Raw genomic sequence first — 18,856 nt, forward strand, 5'->3', positions numbered from 1 at the left:
TCAGCGCTGCACCATTCTGATCCAGGTCCCGCCCATGTCGTGATCGTCGGGCAGGCGGATCTCGCCGATCCGCTCCAGCGTCTCGGTGGAATAGATGCCGATGTCGCTGACCGTGCCGGCCACATAGACCTCCTTGCCGTCGCCCGAGATGTTCAGGCAGTAATAGGTGTGCGGCAGCGTCACCCGCTTGACCAGACGGTTAGTCCCGATATCCGTCTTGGTCAGGGTGTTGTAGACCGAGAACACCTCGTTGCGGCGCACCGGGTTGACCACCGACGAGAACATGATGGCCGCGCTGTCCTCGAAATCGGCCATGGTGACCTTGCCGGTGGCGAAATCCAGCGTCAGCAGGCCGGTCTTGGCCGCCGACGGATCGGTGGGCGCCACGTCGGTGCGGGCGACGAAATAGGGGTTCACGAACATCTTGGCCTGTTCGTACTGGTTCCACACCCCGAACACGTCCGGGGTGCCGTAATTGGGGCGGTCCCAATTGGCGACCTTGTCCACCTTGAGCACCTTGCCGTCCTTGGGATCCAGGGTATGGATGTCCCAGCTGACCGCATAGAGCTTGTCGCCCGCCGGGGCCATGAACAGGCCGGTGGTGCGGCGCGGAACCGGCAGGATGCGGTCCGGCCTGGCCTTCAGCCCGGCGTCGGTCCTGTAGACGGCGATGCCGACGTCCTGGACCTCGTACTCGCCCTGGCCGAGGCGCACCGGCGAGCGCATGACGAACAGTTCCTTGCCGTCGGGGCTGACCTCCAGGCCGAACATGTTGCGGGCGCGGATGGCGCCGTCCGACAGGTCGGCGCGGAACACCTCGTTGCCGCTGTCCAGGTCGATGCCGACCACGCTGCCCCAGTGGTTGGTGACCACATAGGCGATGCGGCCGTCCGGCGACGGCGCGATGCCCAGCGGTGCCCCCGGTCCGGCGATCTTGTAGGTGCGCGCCACCTTGCGGGCGGCGGGGTCCACCAGCACCAGGGTGTTGGGCTTGGTGGATGTCAGGATGTATTCCTTGCCCGACGCGGTGGCGGGCTGGAACGCGAATGCGGCGAGGGCCAGCAGCGCGGCGACGAAGGACTTTGACGTCATGGTCGGGCTTCCCCTCACTTCTTGCGGTAGACGGACTGAAGCTTGCGCCAGTCGCGCGGCGCCGAGGGCACCTCGGCGCTCCAGTCCGGATGGGTGTTGATGGTGTCGGGCACCTGGACCGGCCACCAGCACGGATCGGAACAGCCGTACAGGTCGGCCTCCACCGGCTGGCACAGGGCGGCGATGCCGCCGAACGGGTCGACCTCCCAGCCGGGGTCCAGGGTCGAGGTGCAGCCGCTGACCACCTGCATGACCCGGACCTCGCCTGACGTGCCGGCCTCGGCGCCCTGTTCGACCTGCGCGGCCTTTCGGTTGATGGGCTTCAGATGCTTCATGTGTCGCTCCCTCGCGGTCCCGACCTGCGGGCCAAGAAAGTGGGGTTTCCCGCCATGAGTCGGGCATGGATGGCGATGCCGAGATCCACCCATTCCCGCATCAGGTCGCAGTAATGATCGGTGGGGCGGAACAGGTCGCCGTGGCGGGCATGGGATTCGTGATAGCAGCCGCCGGCGCAGAGATGGCGGGCGTGGCAATCGCCGCAGAAGCCCTCGGACCGGTCCAGCGCCCGCTCGACGAAGGCGGCCACCGCCGCCCGGTCGATGCCGGTCTCGACATGCCCGAACGGCGCCAGCTCGCCGCCGGCGAAGCGGTGGCACAGCGTCAGGTTGCCGGCGATGTCCACCGCCAGCAGGGCGACGGCGGCGCCGCAGGGAATCAGCTTGCTGGACCCTTCGTGCAGCGCCGTCATCATCTGGCCGATATTGGAAAAGCCGATGTCGCGCCCCTCCAGGGCGGCGTCCTGCCATTGTAGAGCCAGGGCCTTCAGATTGTCGAACACCTCGCGGGTCTCGGAATCGCCCAGACGGAAGCCGGCGGGCAGGCCGGCGGTGACCGGGGCGAAGCCGATTTCGGCGAAACCGATCTCGTACTTGAGATGATAGTGGATGGCGGCCACGTCGGTGATGCCGGCGGTCAGGGTGACCCGCGCCCCCACCGGCCGGACGCGATAGCGTTCCAGCAGGCGCCGGGCCCGTTCCGCCACCACGGCATGGGTGCCGCTGCCGCCCAGGGTGCGGCGATTGCGGTCATGAATGGCCTCGGGACCGTCCATGCTGACGGTCAGGGCGAAGCGATGGGCCGCCAGGAAATCGATGATGTCGTCGTTCAGCAAGGTGGCGTTGGTGGTCAGCGAGAAATCGAAGTCCTTGCCCGTTTCCCGGCCGCGCCGTTCGGCATGGGCGACGACGCGGCGGACGAGGGGAAGCACCGTCAGCGGCTCGCCACCGAAAAAGGTCAGGTTGACCCGCTTGCGCGCCCCGGATTCACGGATCAGCAGGTCCACCGCCCGTTCGGCGTGATCCGGCGACAGATGGCCGGCGGCGCCGGGACGGGCCAGGTCCTCCTTGTAGCAATAGGTGCAGGCCAGATTGCAGCCGGTGGTCAGGGTCAGCACCAGACTGGTCAGGCTGTTTTCCGGTAGGGCCGGCCGGGTCCGGACGGCGGCGGCGGTTCCGTCGGGGCGGATCACGTTCAGGGCGGCGAGATCGCGCAGGGCTTCCTCCACCTCGGCCGGCGGAAAACTTTCGGCCAGGGCTGACAGGTCCAGGCAGCCATCATCCGCCAGCCCCCTCACCACCGCGTCGGCCACGCCATCCAGTTCAAACAGGCTGGTGGTGGGGACGTGGAACAGCACCGGCCGGCCGTCCACCTCGATCCGCCGCGCATCGGCTTGCGCCATTCGCCAGTTCATATCCAGCATGGCCCGACCTTTCCTCAGCGGATTTCGGCGTCGTTCCAGCGCTGGGGCGCCACGAACAGGTGCGCCGTCCCGCCGATGGTGGCGCCGCCATCGGTCACCGTGGCCTTGACCAGCAGGTTGGCGATGTTGTTGTTGCCGCGTCGGGCCGGATTGGGGCCGGCATCGGCGGGAACGAAGCGGCCATCGGGACGCAGGACCCCGCCGAACCGGGCATCCTGGTCGTGTTCGGCGATCTCGTCGAAATTGGCGACGCTCCATTCGGCCGGAACCGGCCCGATGCGCAAGCCGCCGGCGGTGTAGGCCACCGCGTCGAACTGGGCGTGGGCCGGCGGCACCGGACCGCCATTGCCGCCCAGGCGGGCGACCATGGTGTCGGGCTCGACCTTCACGCTGGCGATGCGGTCGTAGACCATCAGCCGCGCCTTGGCCTTGCCGATGACGATCTCTCGCGGGCCGGCGGCGGCCGAAGGATCGGCCGAAACCTGAAGGGTGAGCGAATCGGCGGTGGCGGAGATCACCTTGTCGACCTTGAGGCCGTCGCCGGCGATGGCGGTCTTGCCCAGATCCTTGCCGCTGACGACGATGCGGGCCGAGCCGCCGGCCTTGACGGCGGCGGGCGACAGACCGGCGATCGCCCCCTTGCCGCGCACCGCCACCATGTCGGCGCCGACGGCGTCCTGGTCGTCCAGGTACCAGCGTCCCTCCAGGCGGCGGCCGTCGGCCGAGGCCTGGAACACCTCGCTGATCCGCTCGTCGCCAAGCCGGGTGGCGCCGCGCCATTCGTAGCCGGTGTAGACCACCGAGCGGCCCTCGCCGGCGGTGGCGGAACCGTCGGCCCAGGTCAGGCTGTAGGTCATGCGGTAGGAATCGGCGGCGGCGCGCCTGACCTCCATGCGCCCATGGAAATCACCCTTGCCGGGGCGATGCCCCGATACCGCCCAACTGCCCGACAGGTCGGGGCCGCGATGCGTCTTCCATTCCGTCCAGGCGGTGGAATCGAAGCCCCACTTGGCGGCCAGCTTGTCGGGCAATTCGCCGGAAATGATTTCCCACCAGCGGCGGTCGCGCGACATCGCCTGATACTCGGCGGTCGGCCACTGTCCCAGATGCATGTGGGCGAGACGGCGCCATTCCGGGGCGGTGCGGCGCTGCAATCCGACCCGGGCATAGGAATGGCAACGGGCGCACAGGACCGCCAGTTCGGGATCGTCGGGGGATTCCACCAAGGTACGGCGCTCCAGCCCGTAACGGAACGGAGCGCTTTCGGACGGCGCCAGCCCCTGGCGGTCGGCGAGATGCTTGACCAGTACCTGTTCCTCGGCCTCGCTGACGATCAGGCCATGCCATTCGCGCATGCGGCGGACAGTCATGGCCCAGCCCTCGGGCGACTTGCGCTGCTCGTCGACGCGGAACAGCCCCCCCGACCGGGTGCGGGGATGGCAGGCCGAGCACTTGGCATTGAGCAGAGCCTCCGCCGATGGCTCCCTGGCCTCGGCCTGCCGGGCCGACGCCAGACCGGACAAGGTCAGAACGGCGACCATCGCCGCGAGGAAACGCCAGGACGTGTACTTCATGCTCGACCTCCGGAAACCTTCGGCGGAAGCGGCGGCGCGGATATCGGCCGCACCGCCGTCCGTATCTACTCTCAATACGCCAGGCAAACCGACTTGGTTTCGGTATAGCCGTCGATGGCGGCCTTGCCCAGTTCGCGTCCCCAGCCCGACTGCTTGTAGCCGCCGAACGGCATCGCCGCGTCGACCAGGCCATGGCAATTGACCCATACCGTACCGGCCTTCAGGGCCGGAGCGATACGATGCACCTTGGAGACGTCGCGGGTCCAGATGCTGGCGGCGAGGCCGTAGATGCTGTTGTTGGCGGCTGCGACCACCTCGTCCAGGTCGGAATAGGGCATGGCGACCACCACCGGGCCGAAGATCTCCTCCTGCACCACCTTCATGCTCGGCTGGGTATTGACCAGGACGGTGGGCTCGACGAAATAGCCGGGCTGGTCCAGGCGGCGGCCGCCGACCACGGCCTTGGCGCCGTCGGCCAGACCGCCGTCGATATAGCCGCACACCCGCTTGACCTGTTCCTCCGACACCAGCGGTCCCATCTGGGTGGTGGGCGACAGGCCGTGGCCGATGGAGAACTGCTTGGCGGCGCCGGCGACGCCGTCGATCACCTTGTCGAAGATCGACTTGTGGACGTACAGCCGCGATCCGGCGGCGCAGACCTGACCCTGGTTGAAGAAGATCGCCATGGCGGCGCCGGGAATGGCGATGTCGAGATCGGCGTCGTCCAGCACGATGGCCGGCGACTTGCCGCCCAGTTCCAGGGTCACCTTCTTCAGGTTGCCCATGGCCGCCTGGGTGATCAGGCGCCCGACCTCGGTCGAGCCGGTGAAGGCGACCTTGTCGATGCCGGCATGGGCGGCGATGGCGGCGCCGGCGGTGTGGCCGTAGCCGGGCAGGATGTTGACCACGCCCTCGGGGAAGCCCGCCTCCAGGATCAGTTCGCCGATGCGCAGCGCCGTGACCGGCGTCTGCTCGGCCGGCTTCAAGATGGTGGCGCAGCCGGCCGCCAGGGCCGGCGCCAGCTTCCACGCCGCCATCAGCAGCGGAAAGTTCCACGGGATGATCTGGCCGACCACGCCCACCGGCTCGCGCTGGGTGTAGGCGAAGAACTTGCCGTCCGGCACATAGGGCATCGACACCGGAATGGTGGCGCCCTCGTTCTTGGTCGGCCAGCCGGCCATGTAGCGGATGAAGTCCACCGCCGCCACGATGTCGAGGTGACGCGCCATCATCACCGACTTGCCGTTGTCCAGCGATTCAAGCTCGGCCAGCTGGTCGGCGTTGGCCTCGATCAGGTCGGCGAGGCGGTGCAGCAGGCGCTCGCGGTCGCAGGCCTTCATGTCGCGCCACGCCTTGCTCTCGAAGGCGGCGCGGGCGGCGGCGACGGCGCGGTCCACGTCGGCCGCGTCGGCCTCGGCCACCGAGGCGATCTGACGGCCGGTGCCGGGGTCGTAGACCGGAAAGGTCTTGCCGGAAACGGCATCGACCCAGCGGCCGCCGATCAGCAGCTTCAGCGGCTTTGCGAGGAAGTCCCGGGTGTCCTGGCGAATGGAGCCGAGGATATTGTCAGCTGTCATGACTGCCACCTTTTGGTTAGTTTTAGACTGGGTAGATCAACGTGGATGCATTAGACCAATCGCGCCAGAAATGCGCGATAACCTCTTGTGGTTACGGCTGGGGACGATTCACCTCCATGCGGGTGATGCCGCTGTTGCCGGCCAGCAGCACCGCGTTGGCGCCCACGGTCAGGACGGACGAGATGGCGAGGCGGTCCGGCCTGGTGGCGGCGCTGAACTCAAGACCGGCGGGGCCGCTGGTCAGCACCGTTCCCGCCAGTCCGACCACCACCACGCGCCCATCCTCAAGTTGGGCGGCGCCGCCAAGCGCCTGGGTGGTCGGGGACGCCAGCGCGGTCCAGGAGCGTCCGTCGTCGGTGGAATGGAACAGCCGCCCGCCCATGGCCGTAGCCAGCAGGGACCGGTCGGCCAGCACCAGCACCGACCACAGCGACCCCTTGATGGGCAGGGTGATGACCGACCACGACGATCCGCCGTCTTCCGAGCGGAACAGGGCGCCGGTCTCGGCCGCTACCACGAAGGCGCCTGACGGCGTCACCACGACATGGTTGAGATGCCGGTCGGCGTCCTCGCCCCGCCCCGGCACGACCGGCTGCCAGTCGACGCCGCCGTTGGTGGTCCTGAGGGCGGTTCCATAGGCCCCGACGGCAAGGCCCCGTCCGGCCTTGTCGAACGCCACCGACATCAAGACGGTGTCGGCGGACGCGCGATACGCCGGCTTCCAGCTCTCGCCGCCATTGACTGTCGAAAGGATCAGGCCGCCATGTCCCACCGCCCATCCCTGCTCCGGCCCGGTGAAGACGACCGAGGTCAGCATGGAATCAGCCGGCACGTCGCGGGCCTGGCGCCAGGATTTGCCGTCGTCGTCCGACAGCAGGACGATGCCGTAATCGCCGACGGCGACCAGCCGGCGGGCGGCCCTGGCGATCTCGGTCATGGGGGCGTGCAGCGCCATCGGACCGCGATGGGCGGGACGCAGAATGGGTGGCCTGGTCCCGTCATCGGCGATGGAGGGGGTCGGCAGCGACGGGATCAGGCCGACGAGGATGAACGCGAGAAGGGTGGGGACTCTCATGTCCATCTCCGTCAGTGGGAAACCAGGGGGGCGCGGATCGGACCGGTGCGCGGCACCAGGGTGTCGATCACCACCGCCAGGGCGGGCAGAAGGGTGATGGCCATCAGCATGTTGATCATGAACATGAAGGTCAGCAGCAGGCCCATGTCCGCCTGGAACTTCAGCGCCGAGAACGACCATGTGGCGATGCCGATGGACAGGGTCAGCGCGGTGAAGATGGTGGCGACGCCGACCTCCATCAGCGATTTCTTGAAGGCGTCGACGATCTCGATTCCGTGGGCCAGATGGAACTGAAGGCGGTTGTAGATGTAGAAGGCGTAGTCGACGCCGATACCCACCGCCAGCACCATCACCGGCAAGGTGGCGACGGTCAGGCCGATGGACAGCTCCTTCATGAACCAGTAGCCGAGGAAGCTGGACAGCGTCAGCGGCACGCAGCAGGCGACGGTGGCGCGCCAGTCGCGGTAGGTGATGAACACCAGGGCGACGATGGTGGCGTAGACCCACAGCATCATCGGCAGCTCGGTGATCTCCAGCACCTCGTTGATGGCGCCCTGGATGCCGGCGTTGCCGCTGGCCAGGCGCACGGTGACGCCCTCCATGGGATGGGCGGTCCTGAACGCCTTGACCGCCGCCACCACCCGCTTGATGGTTTCCGCCTTGTGGTCGGACAGATAGATGTTGGACGCCAGAACGGTGCAGTCCTGATTGAACAGGCCGGCATTGTCGGGGGCGAAGCCCATGGTGCTGGTCAGCGCCTGGGGTTCGTAGGGCAGGGCCGCACGCTTGGGGTGGCCTTCGTTCAGGCCGGAATTGGCGACCTTGACCACGTTGGGCAGGGCCAGCACCGAGATCACGTCCGGCTGGTTGGCGATTTCCCAGCCGAACCGGTCGATCAGGCTCATCACCGCATGGTTGCCGCACGAATCCTTGGGAGTCTCGAACACCACCGTCAGGACGTCGAGGCCGATGTCGAAATTGTCGGCGATGCTGGCGGCATCCAGGTTGTAGCGCGAATCCGCCCGCAATTCCGGCACGCCCGCGGTGACGTGGCCCAGTTGGCGGTCCTGACTCTGCCAGGTGGCCAGCCCCATCAGCAGCAGGCCGCCGATGGCGATCGGCCAGGCGTAATGGCGTTCCGCCACCCGCGCCAGGACGGACATCCAGCGCTCGCGGTCGCGGCGCAGACGTTCCACCTTCTCGGTATAGGCCGGCGGGAACGAGAAGCAACTGGCCACCACCGGCAGCATCACCAGGTTGGTGACGATCTTGTAGGCGACGCCGATCGAGGCGGTGATGCCCAGTTCGCGGATCATGGGAATGGGAATGAGGGTCAGGGTGGCGAAACCGACAAAGGCGGTGACCAGGGCCAGGGTGCCGGGAATCAGCAGGCTGGTGAAACTGGTCCTGGCGGCGGTATAGCCGTCGACCCCCATGGCCACTTCCTTGGCGATGGCGTTGACCTGCTGCACCCCGTGCGAGACGCCGATGGCGAACACCAGGAAGGGAACCAGGATCGCCAGCGGGTCGAGGCCGTAGCCGAGCAGGGTGAGGGTCCCGAACTGCCAGACCAGCGAAACCAGCGAGCAGACCAGCGGCAGGAAGGTCATCCGCTTGGACCGGGTGTACCAGTAGACGGCGGCGATGGTCAGCACGAAGGCCAGGGCGAAGAATTCCAGCACGCTGGTGGCGCTGTCGGCGATGTCGCCGATCTGCTTGACGAAGCCGATGATCTGGACCTGAAAGCGCTCGTCTCCGAAACGCTCGCGGATCTCGGTCTCGATGCGGCGGTTGAGATCCAGGTAATCCAGCGGCCGCTTGGTGACGGGATCGGTTTCCAGCAGGTCGGCCACCACCATGGCGGCGCTGCCGTCCCTGGCGACCAGACTGCCGATGTAGCCGCCGACCACCGTGTTGTCCCGGATGCGGGCGATGCGGTCCGGCGACAGCCGGTCGGGAGTGACGTCGCCGCCGATCACGTCCTCGGCCTGCAAGCCCTCCTCGGTGATTTCCAGCGACCGGGTGTTTGGCGTCCACAGCGACTGGACGGTGCGGCGGTCGACGCCGGGCAGGAACATCACCGCCTGGGTGACGTCGAACAGGCGCCGCAGCGCCGCCTCGGTCCAGACGTCGCCCTGGTGGGGACGCAGCACGACGATGACGCGGTTAGCCCCGAACAGGTCGCCGCGATACCGCTCGAAGGTTTGGATATATTCATGTCCCGACGGAAGTTGCTTGTCGAACCCCGCCGACATCTTCAACTGGGCGCCGAAATAGCCCATGACGACGGTCAGAACGGTCAGAACGGCAAGAACGACAGCCCTGTTCTCGAAGAATACGGCCCCGAGGCGATCAACCACCCTCTTGAGCATGAAGAACTCCTGAAATCATCATCTTGGCAAATCGAAAAAGGCGGCCGCCCCGGCGGGAAGGATTCGGGGCGGCCAAACACGCTCAGAACGAGGTGGAGAGGGTCGCGCCCCAGAAATCGCGATCCCGCATCAGGTTGTTGTCGCCGCCGCCCCAGAAGGTGGCGTAGGTGAGGTTGAGCTTGGTCCTGTCCTGGTAATTGAACGTCAGGCCGAAGGCGAGAGCCTTGCGGTTCTGAATGAACGGCGAGGCATTCGGACTGGTTCCCGAGACGTCATGATAGAAATCGATGACGGGAATCAGGTTGACGGCGCTGCCGAATATTTCCGGGTAGACCATGCCGATCTCGGCGACATACCCCCACGAGAAACGGTCAGGAACACTGTAGTTGGGCAACAGGTAGGGAACGCTGAGATCGGTGGCCAGACCGGGATAGTAGGCGCCGGCGGCCTCGACCAGGATATAGGCGTCGTTGGCGCCAAGCTTGTCCTGAAGGTCGCCCAGCCAGGTATTGGGCTCCCACAGATAGTTGGCGGTGACATGCCCCTGCCACTTCCGTTCCTCGACGAAACCGCGATTATGGGCGCCGATGGCATAGCGTCCGGCGGCGGGAACGGTGGGGTCGATGGCCACCGAATCGCGGGGACGGAAGGACAGCTCGGCGCCCACCGCCACCGGTCCCAGGCGGGAATTGCCCGACACGCCGAACAGGTCGCGATCCTCGCCGTAATCGTTGTAGAAGCCGGTGGGTGTCATCGGCGCGGTGCCGGTGAAGCTCACCTGCGGCAGCTTGTCGTGATAACGAATGTAGTAAGCGCCCAGTTCCGAGATGCCGAGCCGATAGCGCAGGGCCAGGCCGAACTGGCCGTCGTTGCGCGGATTGTTGGACGACAGGCCGGGAACCGGATTGGTGTTGGCGCCGGGCGTGCCTTCGTCGCCCATCACGCCGGCTCCGGCCGAGGCCGGCAGGTAGAAGGACCGGCGGCCGGGACCGACCACGTCGCTGGTGGAGAAGAAGCTGCCCACCGGGTCGAAGGAGAACGAGTTCCACATCACCTGATAGTAGGCCTCGGCGCTGAGATTGTCGGTCAGGCCGGAACTGATGGAGATCATCGGCGCCGGCTTGAACACCTCCTTCAACTGGGTTCCCGGAATGTGCAGCTTGCGGAAATCCAGCGCGTTGATGACGTTGATGCCGCCGGGGATGAAGATGTCCTCGCCCCAGCTCAGCACCTGATTGCCAATTCTGACCTTGGCGTTGTTGCCGGCCCAGCTGAACGACTTGGACACGTAGGCGTCCAGCAGTTCGGCGTGCGGGTTGAACAGCTTCTTGGCCTCGGTCTCCAGCGGGGTGCGCTGGGTATCGGGGGCCATGACGTCGCCGGTCCAGGTTCCCCGGACCAGGGCGCTCCACCCGTTCGGCCCCTTCAGCGACAGATCGTGGGTTCCCTTGTAGGCCAGCGAGACGATGTCGCCCCGCTTGTAGTTCAGATTGCCGCTGTCGGCGTTCAGCATGTTGACGTCGGGATTGGACAGGGCGCCCGCCACCTCGCCCACCACCCGGGCGCAGCCGCCGTTGTCGCGGCTGACCACCCGGCAATCGGCCGATTCCAGGCGCTGCTGGAAGCCGATGGACAAGGTGCTGTCGAAGCTGCCCTTGACCTCGCCCAGGGTGAAGTCGATCGCCCTGGCCTCGCCAGCCAGACAGAGGCCGGACAGGATGGCGCCGGCCGCTACGCCCATCCGCAGACGGGCCTTGTTCGGATTATGCATCGTTCATTCCCCCTTGCTCAGCGCTCGCCCTGACGACGCAACTCGCCCGGATCGAACTGGTTCTTGCGGACCCGTCCCTCGCGGGCGGCCAGCCAGTCGGTCTCGGGACCATCCTGGGTGGCGTTCTCGCCGATATAGCGGTCGGCGCTGATGTCGTAGCTGACGAATTCCTGCTGGACGCAGGCTGGAAGTTCCCAGGCCATCCACAGCGATCCCTCCTGGATTCGCCACAGCTTGCCCTGGGCGTCGTAGAGGTCGGCGTGCAGCATCTGCCAGCTGTCCTCGTCGATGTAGAAGACGCGCTTCGAGGCGTTGTGGCGCATGCCGTCCCTGATGGTGCCCTCGACCTTCCACACCCGGTGGAGTTCGTAGCGGGCCAGGTCGCGGTTGGTGTAATCGCCGAGATAGATGTCGTGGAGATCGCCGCGGCGCGCCCTGAATTCATAGCTGTTGTAGGGGACGAACATCTCCTGCTTGCCGACCAGCTTCCATTCGTAGCGGTCGGGCGAGCCGGCATACATGGGATACTGGTCGACCATCTCCAGGTTCTCGTAGCCGGGAACCGGGTTGTCGTAGGCGAAGGTGGGGGCGCGGCGCACCCGGCGCTGGCCTGGGAAGTACAGCCATGCGTCTCCGCTGGGCCGGTCGATGTAGTTCAGCACCAGGATCATCTCGCCGTTGCGGGCCGGCGGCGACACCACGGTATTGAGGATCATCCATTCCAGGCTGTCGACGTCGGCGGGCGATTCCACCTTGGGGTCGGACAGCGGATGCAGGACGTTCTGGCTCTGCTTCAGGCTGCCGAAATTGCCGTTCTTGCTGGAGAACACCGTGGTGTAGTGCTCGATCTTGCCTTCGCCGGCATAGCGCAGCTTGAAATTCCACAGCGCCTCGATGCCGGTTTTCGGGATCGGGAAGGGAACGGTGCCGCCGGCCACGTCCTTGATGTAGACGCCGTCGATGGAGGCCTTGCCGGCCTTGGCGGCGGTGCGCTCGTAGAACCACTGGGGATAGGCGCAGGACCGATGGGTGGGATAGATGTCCATGCGATAACCGGGCTTGGTCTTGATCAGATGGACCTGTCCCTCGGGCAGCCTGTCCTTGTACTGATCGACGTTGGTCGCATCGATCGAGAACAGCTTCTTCTCGTCCTTGTAGGGATTGGGACGGGGGTCGCCGACCTTCCACCCCGCCGGCGGCGTCGGATTGCCGCCGGTCCAGGCGGGTATGGCGCCGTCCTTGTTGCCGGCCCTTTCGGCGCCGACCGGCGTCAGGTCCTTGCCGAGTCGCCCGATCTCGTCCGATGTCGGGCCGGCCATGGTCCCGAAGCTGAGCAGCACAGACGCCGCAGCACCGAGAGCGAGGGAATGAGCAAGTCGCATGAAACCTCCCTGGTTAGGCCGCGCCGTCCGCCCCCCATCCGGCGGACGACGGGACGATGCGTGGTTCAGTCGAGCAAGGCGCGGCCATCAATGAAGACAAAGCGTCCCCCTTGCCATCCCGCATATGACATGAGGATGGGCAGACAACCGTCCCGCCATGTTCCATTCAGATTTGAAGAACTCTCTAGATTTACGTCGAAGCCACTCCCATGGAAGCAACGTGCCTCCATGCCCACATCACGGTGTTTTTAATTATTCCACTCTATCGGCGGGCTTTATTGTGATAGCAAACGGGACTATCATCCCGAAATAACCAAATGTGGTTATTCGGCGATCATGACCACCATGCTACGGTCCCGATGCTTTCATGGCGCATTGTGCATCGCAACATTTACTTGATCCGCGTCATATTGTAGTGACGTTGTGTTTTTGTGGAGCGGCGGCCAGATGGTAAAGGCTCTGATCATCGATGATCACCCGCTGTTCCGCGAGGCGCTGACCTTCGTCATTTCACGGCTGGACGACGAATCGGTCTGCGTCGAGGCGGAATCGATGGAACAGGCCACCACCCTGCTGGGCGGCGAATCCGCCTTCGATCTGATCTTGCTGGATCTGGGACTGCCGGGCGCCAGCGGCCTGGCCGGCATCCTGGGCATCCGCAGCCTGGCGCCGTCGACTCCGGTGGTGGTGGTGTCGGCCATCGACGACGCCGACATGATCCAGCGCGCCGCCTGCTTCGGAGTCAGCGGCTACATCACCAAGAACTGCGCCGGAACCACCATGCACACCGCCCTGGCCAAGGTTCTGGCCGGCGACACCCACTTTCCGGCGGAAACCGGCGGCGCCGTCCTGCCCAGCCATATCCGCTCGGCCGAACTCGAAACCTTGACTCCGCGCCAGCTGACCGTGCTCCGCCTGCTGGGCGAGGCCAAGTCCAACAAGCAGATCGCCTACGAGCTGAGCATCAGCCAGGAGACGGTGAAGATTCACATCTCCGCCATTCTCAGGAAGCTGGGCGCCAGTAACCGGGCCCAGGCCGTCCTGATGGCGCACCAGATGCGATAGGGTCAGACGTAGGGGGCCGGGTCGGCCAGCCCGGCATCGGCGAAGCCCTTGAGGCGCAGCCGGCAGGAATCGCACTGGCCGCAGGCCCGGCCCAGGGCATCGGGATCGTAGCAGGTCGACGTGATGGCGTAATCCACCCCCAGGGCCAGCCCCCGGCGGATGATCTCGCCCTTGGTCAGATCGATCAGCGGCGTGTGGAGCGTCAGCCTGCGTCCCTCGACCGCCGCCTTGGTGGCCAGATTGGCCATGGCCTCGAACGCCTTGATGTAATCGGGCCGGCAATCGGGATAGCCGGAATAATCCACCGCGTTGACGCCCACGAAGATGTCGTCGGCCCCGATCACCTCGGCGAAGGCCAGGGCGAAGGACAGCATGATGGTATTGCGGGCCGGCACGTAGGTGACGGGGATGCCGCTGGCGATCTCGGCATCCTCGCGCCCCTTGGGCACGGCGATGTCCGAGGTCAGGGCCGAGCCGCCGAACACCCTGAGGTCGATGTCGGCGATGCGGTGATCCATCACCCCGGCCGATAGGGCGACGCGGCGGGCGGCGTCGATCTCGACCGCGTGGCGCTGGCCGTAGCGAAAGGTCAAGGTGGCGGGGACGAAGCCCTCGGCCTTGGCGATGGCCAGGGTGGTGGCGGAATCGAGACCGCCCGACAGCAGGACGATTGCAGGTTTCATCTCGGCGAATCCCTTATGCCGGCGCGCCTCGCGGCGCGGGAGCCGGGCGGGGCGACCTACAACGAGAAATGCGACGCGATGAAGGCGTCGATCTCGACCTCGCTCCAGCCCTTGGCGGCCAGGCCGCTGCGGACACCGTAGATGTCGACGTTGGGCCAAGTGTGGCAGCTTTCCACCGTATGCTTGTCGGCGTCGACGATGCGGAAGTCGTAGGGGCGCCGCTCGCTTTGGAACACGTCGTAGTACAGCACCTGGTCGACATGGTTGTCGGGCAGGAAGGTCAGGATGCGCGGCTTGACCTCGTAGAGCTTTTCCGGCCCGCTGATGATCTCGGACGCGGCGATGATCAGTTCGTCGCCCTTCTGGCAGGTCCTGGCGGCGGCGCCGTTCAGCACGCAGCAGCGCGAGCCCGGCTCGCCGAAGATGACGTAGGTGGAGATGCGGGCGGCGGAATTCTTGTTCCAGATCTCGACGAATTCCATGGGATAGATGCCGGCCATCTCGCACTGCTCGGGATCGAGCGTGATCGAACCGTGGTAGTTGAGGTCGGCATTGGTGACGCGAATGCCGTGAAGCTTCGCGCGGATGATATTCATCATGGGGCACCGGAACAGACAGCCAGAATCGAGCTGAGACCTAAGCGCAGCGGCGGCCATTCCGCAACACCTTAATTGCACCCTCCCCCCTCCGGACAGGAGAGAGGCGCAGATTCGGTGCTTGACGCGCTTGCCGCCGCTGTCGTTTGCTACCGGCCGTCATAGTTGATCAGGGCCGTCACCCCATGTCCGCACCCGCCACGTCCAGCGGCGAGCCCATCTCCGGCAAGCACCAGCTGATCGCGTCCCTGGAATCGGGGTGCAAGCCCAGGACCGCCTGGAGAATCGGCACCGAGCACGAGAAGTTCGGCTATGCCCTCGACGATCTGCGGCCGCTGCCCTATGAAGGCGAGCGCGGCATCCGGGCGGTGCTGGAGGGGCTGGCGGGGCTGGGCTGGCAGAAGGTGTTCGAGGGCGGCAACGTCATCGCCCTGAAGGACGGCCAGGGCGCAGCCATCAGCCTGGAGCCGGGCGGCCAGTTGGAGCTGTCGGGGGGCCTGATGGAAACCATCCACCAGACCGCCACCGAAATCACCCATCACCTGGATCAGGTCAGGCAGGTGGCCGATCCGCTGGGGCTGGGCTTCCTCGGCGTCGGCTTCCAGCCCAAGTGGAGCCGCGACGACACGCCGTGGATGCCCAAGGGCCGCTATGCCGTCATGCGGCGCTACATGCCGCTGGTGGGCGGCAAGGGGCTCGACATGATGCTGCGCACCTGCACCGTGCAGGTGAACCTGGACTTCGCCTCCGAGGCAGACATGGTGAGCAAGCTGCGGGTGTCGCTGGCGTTGCAGCCGGTCGCCACCGCCCTGTTCGCCAGTTCGCCGTTCGTCGACGGCAAGCCGTCCGGCCTGCTGTCCTCGCGCGCCGCCGTGTGGACCGACACCGACCCCCACCGCACCGGCCCCCTGCCCTTCGCCTTCGAGGCCGGCATGGGATTCGAGCGTTATGTGGACTGGATGCTGGACGTTCCCATGTACTTCGTCTACCGCGACGGCAGGTACATCGATTGCGCCGGACAGAGCTTCCGCGACTTCCTGGCCGGGCGGTTGCCGGCCCTGCCGGGCGAGACGCCGACCATGGGCGACTGGGCCGACCACCTGACCACCGCCTTCCCCGAGGTGCGGCTGAAGCAATTCCTGGAGATGCGGGGCGCCGATGGCGGCCCGTGGCGGCGGCTGTGCGCCCTGCCGGCGCTGTGGACCGGCCTGCTTTACGACGACGCCGCCCTGGATGGCGCGTGGCAACTGGTCAAGGACTGGACCGCCGAGGACCGCGACCGGCTGCGCCGCGAGGTTCCCGCCGCCGGCCTGTCGGCCGCCATCGGCGGCCGCGGCCTGCGCGAGATCGCCGCCGACGTGCTGGACCTGGCCTCGGCCGGCCTGAAGCGGCGGGCCCGCCTCAACGATTCCGGCCGCGACGAAAGCATATACCTGGAACCGCTGCTGGCCACCGTCCGGTCGGGCCGCACCCCGGCCGAGGAGATGCTCGACGCCTTCCACGGCCGCTGGCAGGGCCGGATCGAGCCGATCTTTCGCGAATACGCCTACTGAGAACGCTCACGTCGGCAGGTCCAGGATGAACACCGCCCCGCCCTCGGGACGGTTCTCGGCCCGGAGGCTGCCGCCGTGGGCCTCAACGATCTGGCGCGAGATCGACAGCCCCAGCCCGGAATGGGTGCCGAACTTCTCGCCCGACGGCCGCTCCGAATAAAACCGCTCGAAGATGGATTCCAGCTTGTTGGCGGGAATGCCGGGGCCGTCGTCCTCGACCTCGACGCGGACGCCCGACGGAATCCGGCCGGCCCGCAGACGGATGGTGCCGCCGCTGGGACTGAACGAGACCGCGTTGGCGATCAGGTTGCGCAGCACCTGCACCAGCCTGGACTCCAGTCCCGGGACCTCCAGCGGGTCGCCGTCCGGAAGCTCGACGGCGAAGACGACGGCCTCGGTCTCGGCGACGCCGCTATGGACCTCGGCCAGGGCGTTCAGCATGGCGGCCATGGAGACCGGCGCGGTCTCGATGCGCGACATCTCGGCATCGATGCGCGATGCGTCGGAAATATCGCTGATCAGGCGGTTGAGGCGCCCGACATCGTCGAGGATGATGGCCATCAGGCGGCGCTGCTGCTCGGGATTCTCGATACGGGCAACGGTTTCGACCGCCGAGCGCAGGCTGGTCAGCGGATTCTTGATCTCGTGGGCGACATCGGCCGCGAAAGCCTCGATGGCGTCCATGCGCCGCCACAGCGCCTCGGTCATCTCCTTCAGGGCCACCGACAATTCCCCGATCTCGTCCTTGCGGGCCGACAGGTCGGGAATGGCGTGGCCGCGTCCCTGGCCGTGACGGACCCGTTCGGCCGCCAGGGCCAGTCGGCGGACGGGGCGCGCGATGGTGCCGGCCAGATAGAGCGACAGGCCGATGGTGACCGCCAGCGACAGAACGAAGATTTCCAGGATGGCGACCCGCACCTGGAACAGCGAGCGGGCGATGTTGGTGCCGTCGATGGTGATCAGCAATCCGCCGACCACCTGCTTGTAATGCTGCACCGGCACCGCCACCGACAAGACCAGGCCGCCGCTCTTGCGGACCCGTAGCGCCCAGTCCTGATGGCCGGCCAGGGCGGACATCACCTCGGCGAACTCGCCGGCCTTGGGGTGGGCCGGGTTGGTGTAGAGCGGCAGGGATTCGTCGACGGGAATCCAGCGGGTGTAACGCTCCCAGGTCAGGCGCAGACGGTCGGCCCAGCGCGAGATTCCGGCCACCGGCAGTTCCTCGATCTGGACGGCGCCCTTGGGACCGGGGCGAATGCGGGAATCGGCCACCATGTCGCCGTCCTTGTCGAACAGCCGGGCGCGCAGCTTGGCCGGTTCGGCGAGGCGGCGCAGCATCTGCCGCGCCATGGCCTGATTGAGCCTGAAGCCGCTTGCCTCCTCCTCGGTCACCGCGCCCTCGCCGAGGGCGGCGGCCATCACCTTGGCGTGGGTGCCCAGCCCCTCCAGCTCGGTCCGGATCAGCCCCTGCTTGTAATGGTCGAGATAGAACAGCCCGATGACGAGGACCACCGGCGCCAGCAGGTTCACCGCCAGGATGCGCCGGGTCAGCGGCGAGGCCAGCCGCCGCCAGCGCGGCAGCTTGCGGCCGGCCACCCCGGACCGGCCGTCAGGCATCGCTGTAGCGATAGCCGACCCCATAAAGGGTCTCGATCTGGCCGAAAGTCTCGTCGACGTCGCGGAACTTCTTGCGCAGCCGCTTGATGTGGCTGTCGATGGTGCGGTCGTCGACATAGATGGACTCGCCATAGGCGGCGTCGATCAGCTGGTCGCGGTTCTTGACGTGGCCGGGCCGGACCGCCAGCGCCTTCAGCAGCAAGAATTCGGTGACGGTCAGATCGACCCGTTCCCCCTTCCAGGCGCAGACGTGGCGGGCTGAATCCAGCACCAGATCGCCCCTGACCAGCAGATCGCCACCAGGAGCCTCGCCGCCGGCGTTGGCCTCCATCCGACGGATCAGGGTACGGATGCGTTCGATCAGCAGCTTTTGCGAGAACGGCTTCTTGATGTAGTCGTCGGCCCCCATGCGCAGACCCAGCAATTCATCCGTCTCGTCGTCCTTGGAGGTGAGAAATATCACCGGGATGGCCGATTGCTTGCGCAGACGCTGAAGCAGTTCCATGCCGTCCATGCGCGGCATCTTGATGTCCAGCACGGCCAGATCGGCCGGTTGGCCGGCCAGTCCGCGCAGCGCCTCGGCGCCGTCGGCGTAGGTGCGGACCTTGAAGCCTTCGGCCTCCAGCGCCATGGAGACCGAGGTCAGGATATTGCGGTCGTCGTCGACCAGGACGATAGTGTGCGGCAAGGACGGAACTCCCCCAAAAACGGCGATCATTAAGGTAGCACCTCGCGAAGGG

At 66.4% G+C, this 18,856-nt stretch carries 15 protein-coding genes; 2 read left to right on the top strand and 13 right to left on the bottom strand.

Translation table 11 applies throughout. The annotated features are described in order from the left end of the window. The 9 genes from peaD to MTBSS4_RS00385 all read right to left on the bottom strand — a co-directional run bounded on the left by peaD (position 1) and on the right by MTBSS4_RS00385 (position 12,602). Positions 1–1,092, bottom strand: a complete 1,092-nt coding sequence (gene peaD, locus MTBSS4_RS00345) for a quinohemoprotein amine dehydrogenase subunit beta (RefSeq protein ID WP_173981396.1) — start codon at positions 1,090–1,092, stop codon at positions 1–3. 14 nt (positions 1,093–1,106) lie between these two features. Further along, complete coding sequence (gene qhpC, locus MTBSS4_RS00350; protein WP_173981397.1) at positions 1,107–1,427, bottom strand: quinohemoprotein amine dehydrogenase subunit gamma; 321 nt, start codon at positions 1,425–1,427, stop codon at positions 1,107–1,109. Further along, positions 1,424–2,851 (bottom strand): quinohemoprotein amine dehydrogenase maturation protein, encoded by a 1,428-nt coding sequence (gene peaB / locus MTBSS4_RS00355; protein ID WP_173981398.1) that lies wholly within the window; start codon positions 2,849–2,851, stop codon positions 1,424–1,426. The genes qhpC and peaB overlap by 4 nt, the downstream gene beginning before the upstream one ends. Positions 2,852–2,865: 14 nt before the next feature. Then, positions 2,866–4,425 carry a quinohemoprotein amine dehydrogenase subunit alpha gene (gene peaA / locus MTBSS4_RS00360; RefSeq protein WP_173981399.1) on the bottom strand — a complete coding sequence of 520 codons (1,560 nt, stop codon included), beginning with the start codon at positions 4,423–4,425 and terminating at the stop codon, positions 2,866–2,868. A 71-nt stretch (positions 4,426–4,496) separates the two neighbouring features. Beyond that, complete coding sequence (locus MTBSS4_RS00365; RefSeq protein WP_173981400.1) at positions 4,497–6,002, bottom strand: aldehyde dehydrogenase family protein; 1,506 nt, start codon at positions 6,000–6,002, stop codon at positions 4,497–4,499. A 91-nt stretch (positions 6,003–6,093) separates the two neighbouring features. Continuing rightward, positions 6,094–7,077 carry a YCF48-related protein gene (locus tag MTBSS4_RS00370; RefSeq protein WP_173981401.1) on the bottom strand — a complete coding sequence of 328 codons (984 nt, stop codon included), beginning with the start codon at positions 7,075–7,077 and terminating at the stop codon, positions 6,094–6,096. A gap of 11 nt (positions 7,078–7,088) precedes the next feature. Then, on the bottom strand, positions 7,089–9,449 hold the full coding sequence (locus tag MTBSS4_RS00375) for an RND family transporter (protein ID WP_173981402.1): 2,361 nt from the start codon (positions 9,447–9,449) through the stop codon (positions 7,089–7,091). Between the two features lie 82 nt (positions 9,450–9,531). Beyond that, positions 9,532–11,220: a DUF1302 domain-containing protein gene (locus MTBSS4_RS00380; RefSeq protein ID WP_173981403.1), complete on the bottom strand. Its 1,689-nt coding sequence runs from the start codon at positions 11,218–11,220 to the stop codon at positions 9,532–9,534. Positions 11,221–11,237: 17 nt separating this feature from the next. Next, positions 11,238–12,602, bottom strand: coding sequence for a DUF1329 domain-containing protein (locus tag MTBSS4_RS00385; protein WP_254432311.1), 1,365 nt, complete (start codon positions 12,600–12,602; stop codon positions 11,238–11,240). A 447-nt stretch (positions 12,603–13,049) separates the two neighbouring features. Between MTBSS4_RS00385 and MTBSS4_RS00390 the strand changes: the two genes are divergently transcribed. Next, complete coding sequence (locus tag MTBSS4_RS00390) at positions 13,050–13,667, top strand: response regulator transcription factor (RefSeq protein ID WP_173981404.1); 618 nt, start codon at positions 13,050–13,052, stop codon at positions 13,665–13,667. Positions 13,668–13,669: 2 nt separating this feature from the next. On the opposite strand, the gene queC is transcribed toward MTBSS4_RS00390, so the two are convergent. Both queC and MTBSS4_RS00400 read right to left on the bottom strand, forming a co-directional pair. Continuing rightward, positions 13,670–14,350, bottom strand: coding sequence for a 7-cyano-7-deazaguanine synthase QueC (gene queC / locus MTBSS4_RS00395; protein WP_173981405.1), 681 nt, complete (start codon positions 14,348–14,350; stop codon positions 13,670–13,672). A 56-nt stretch (positions 14,351–14,406) separates the two neighbouring features. Continuing rightward, a complete protein-coding gene (locus tag MTBSS4_RS00400) occupies positions 14,407–14,949 on the bottom strand; it encodes an aspartate 1-decarboxylase (protein WP_173981406.1) in 543 nt (180 codons plus the stop codon). A 182-nt stretch (positions 14,950–15,131) separates the two neighbouring features. Here MTBSS4_RS00400 and MTBSS4_RS00405 point away from each other — a divergent pair, with 182 nt between their 5' ends. Further along, entirely contained in the window at positions 15,132–16,499 is a 1,368-nt protein-coding gene (locus MTBSS4_RS00405) for a glutamate--cysteine ligase (RefSeq protein WP_173981407.1), read from the top strand. A gap of 6 nt (positions 16,500–16,505) precedes the next feature. Here MTBSS4_RS00405 and MTBSS4_RS00410 read toward each other — a convergent pair whose 3' ends face one another. Together MTBSS4_RS00410 and MTBSS4_RS00415 are read right to left on the bottom strand one after the other, a co-directional pair. Continuing rightward, complete coding sequence (locus MTBSS4_RS00410; RefSeq protein ID WP_173981408.1) at positions 16,506–18,116, bottom strand: stimulus-sensing domain-containing protein; 1,611 nt, start codon at positions 18,114–18,116, stop codon at positions 16,506–16,508. Continuing rightward, positions 18,109–18,804, bottom strand: a complete 696-nt coding sequence (locus MTBSS4_RS00415; protein WP_173981409.1) for a response regulator transcription factor — start codon at positions 18,802–18,804, stop codon at positions 18,109–18,111. Before MTBSS4_RS00415 ends, MTBSS4_RS00410 begins: the two co-directional genes overlap by 8 nt. Between the last annotated feature and the right edge of the window lie 52 nt (positions 18,805–18,856).

The sequence above is a fragment of the Magnetospirillum sp. SS-4 genome, assembly GCF_902729425.1.
Taxonomy (GTDB): domain Bacteria; phylum Pseudomonadota; class Alphaproteobacteria; order Rhodospirillales; family Magnetospirillaceae; genus Phaeospirillum.

Excerpts from the sequence above, each read along its gene's own strand:
- peaD (WP_173981396.1), bottom strand. The coding sequence starts at position 1,092 with ATGACGTCAAAGTCCTTCGTCGCCGCGCTGCTGGCCCTCGCCGCATTC.
- qhpC (WP_173981397.1), bottom strand. The coding sequence starts at position 1,427 with ATGAAGCATCTGAAGCCCATCAACCGAAAGGCCGCGCAGGTCGAACAG.
- peaB (WP_173981398.1), bottom strand. The coding sequence starts at position 2,851 with ATGCTGGATATGAACTGGCGAATGGCGCAAGCCGATGCGCGGCGGATC.
- peaA (WP_173981399.1), bottom strand. The coding sequence starts at position 4,425 with ATGAAGTACACGTCCTGGCGTTTCCTCGCGGCGATGGTCGCCGTTCTG.
- MTBSS4_RS00365 (WP_173981400.1), bottom strand. The coding sequence starts at position 6,002 with ATGACAGCTGACAATATCCTCGGCTCCATTCGCCAGGACACCCGGGAC.
- MTBSS4_RS00370 (WP_173981401.1), bottom strand. The coding sequence starts at position 7,077 with ATGAGAGTCCCCACCCTTCTCGCGTTCATCCTCGTCGGCCTGATCCCG.
- MTBSS4_RS00375 (WP_173981402.1), bottom strand. The coding sequence starts at position 9,449 with ATGCTCAAGAGGGTGGTTGATCGCCTCGGGGCCGTATTCTTCGAGAAC.
- MTBSS4_RS00380 (WP_173981403.1), bottom strand. The coding sequence starts at position 11,220 with ATGCATAATCCGAACAAGGCCCGTCTGCGGATGGGCGTAGCGGCCGGC.
- MTBSS4_RS00385 (WP_254432311.1), bottom strand. The coding sequence starts at position 12,602 with ATGCGACTTGCTCATTCCCTCGCTCTCGGTGCTGCGGCGTCTGTGCTG.
- MTBSS4_RS00390 (WP_173981404.1), top strand. The coding sequence starts at position 13,050 with ATGGTAAAGGCTCTGATCATCGATGATCACCCGCTGTTCCGCGAGGCG.
- queC (WP_173981405.1), bottom strand. The coding sequence starts at position 14,350 with ATGAAACCTGCAATCGTCCTGCTGTCGGGCGGTCTCGATTCCGCCACC.
- MTBSS4_RS00400 (WP_173981406.1), bottom strand. The coding sequence starts at position 14,949 with ATGATGAATATCATCCGCGCGAAGCTTCACGGCATTCGCGTCACCAAT.
- MTBSS4_RS00405 (WP_173981407.1), top strand. The coding sequence starts at position 15,132 with ATGTCCGCACCCGCCACGTCCAGCGGCGAGCCCATCTCCGGCAAGCAC.
- MTBSS4_RS00410 (WP_173981408.1), bottom strand. The coding sequence starts at position 18,116 with ATGCCTGACGGCCGGTCCGGGGTGGCCGGCCGCAAGCTGCCGCGCTGG.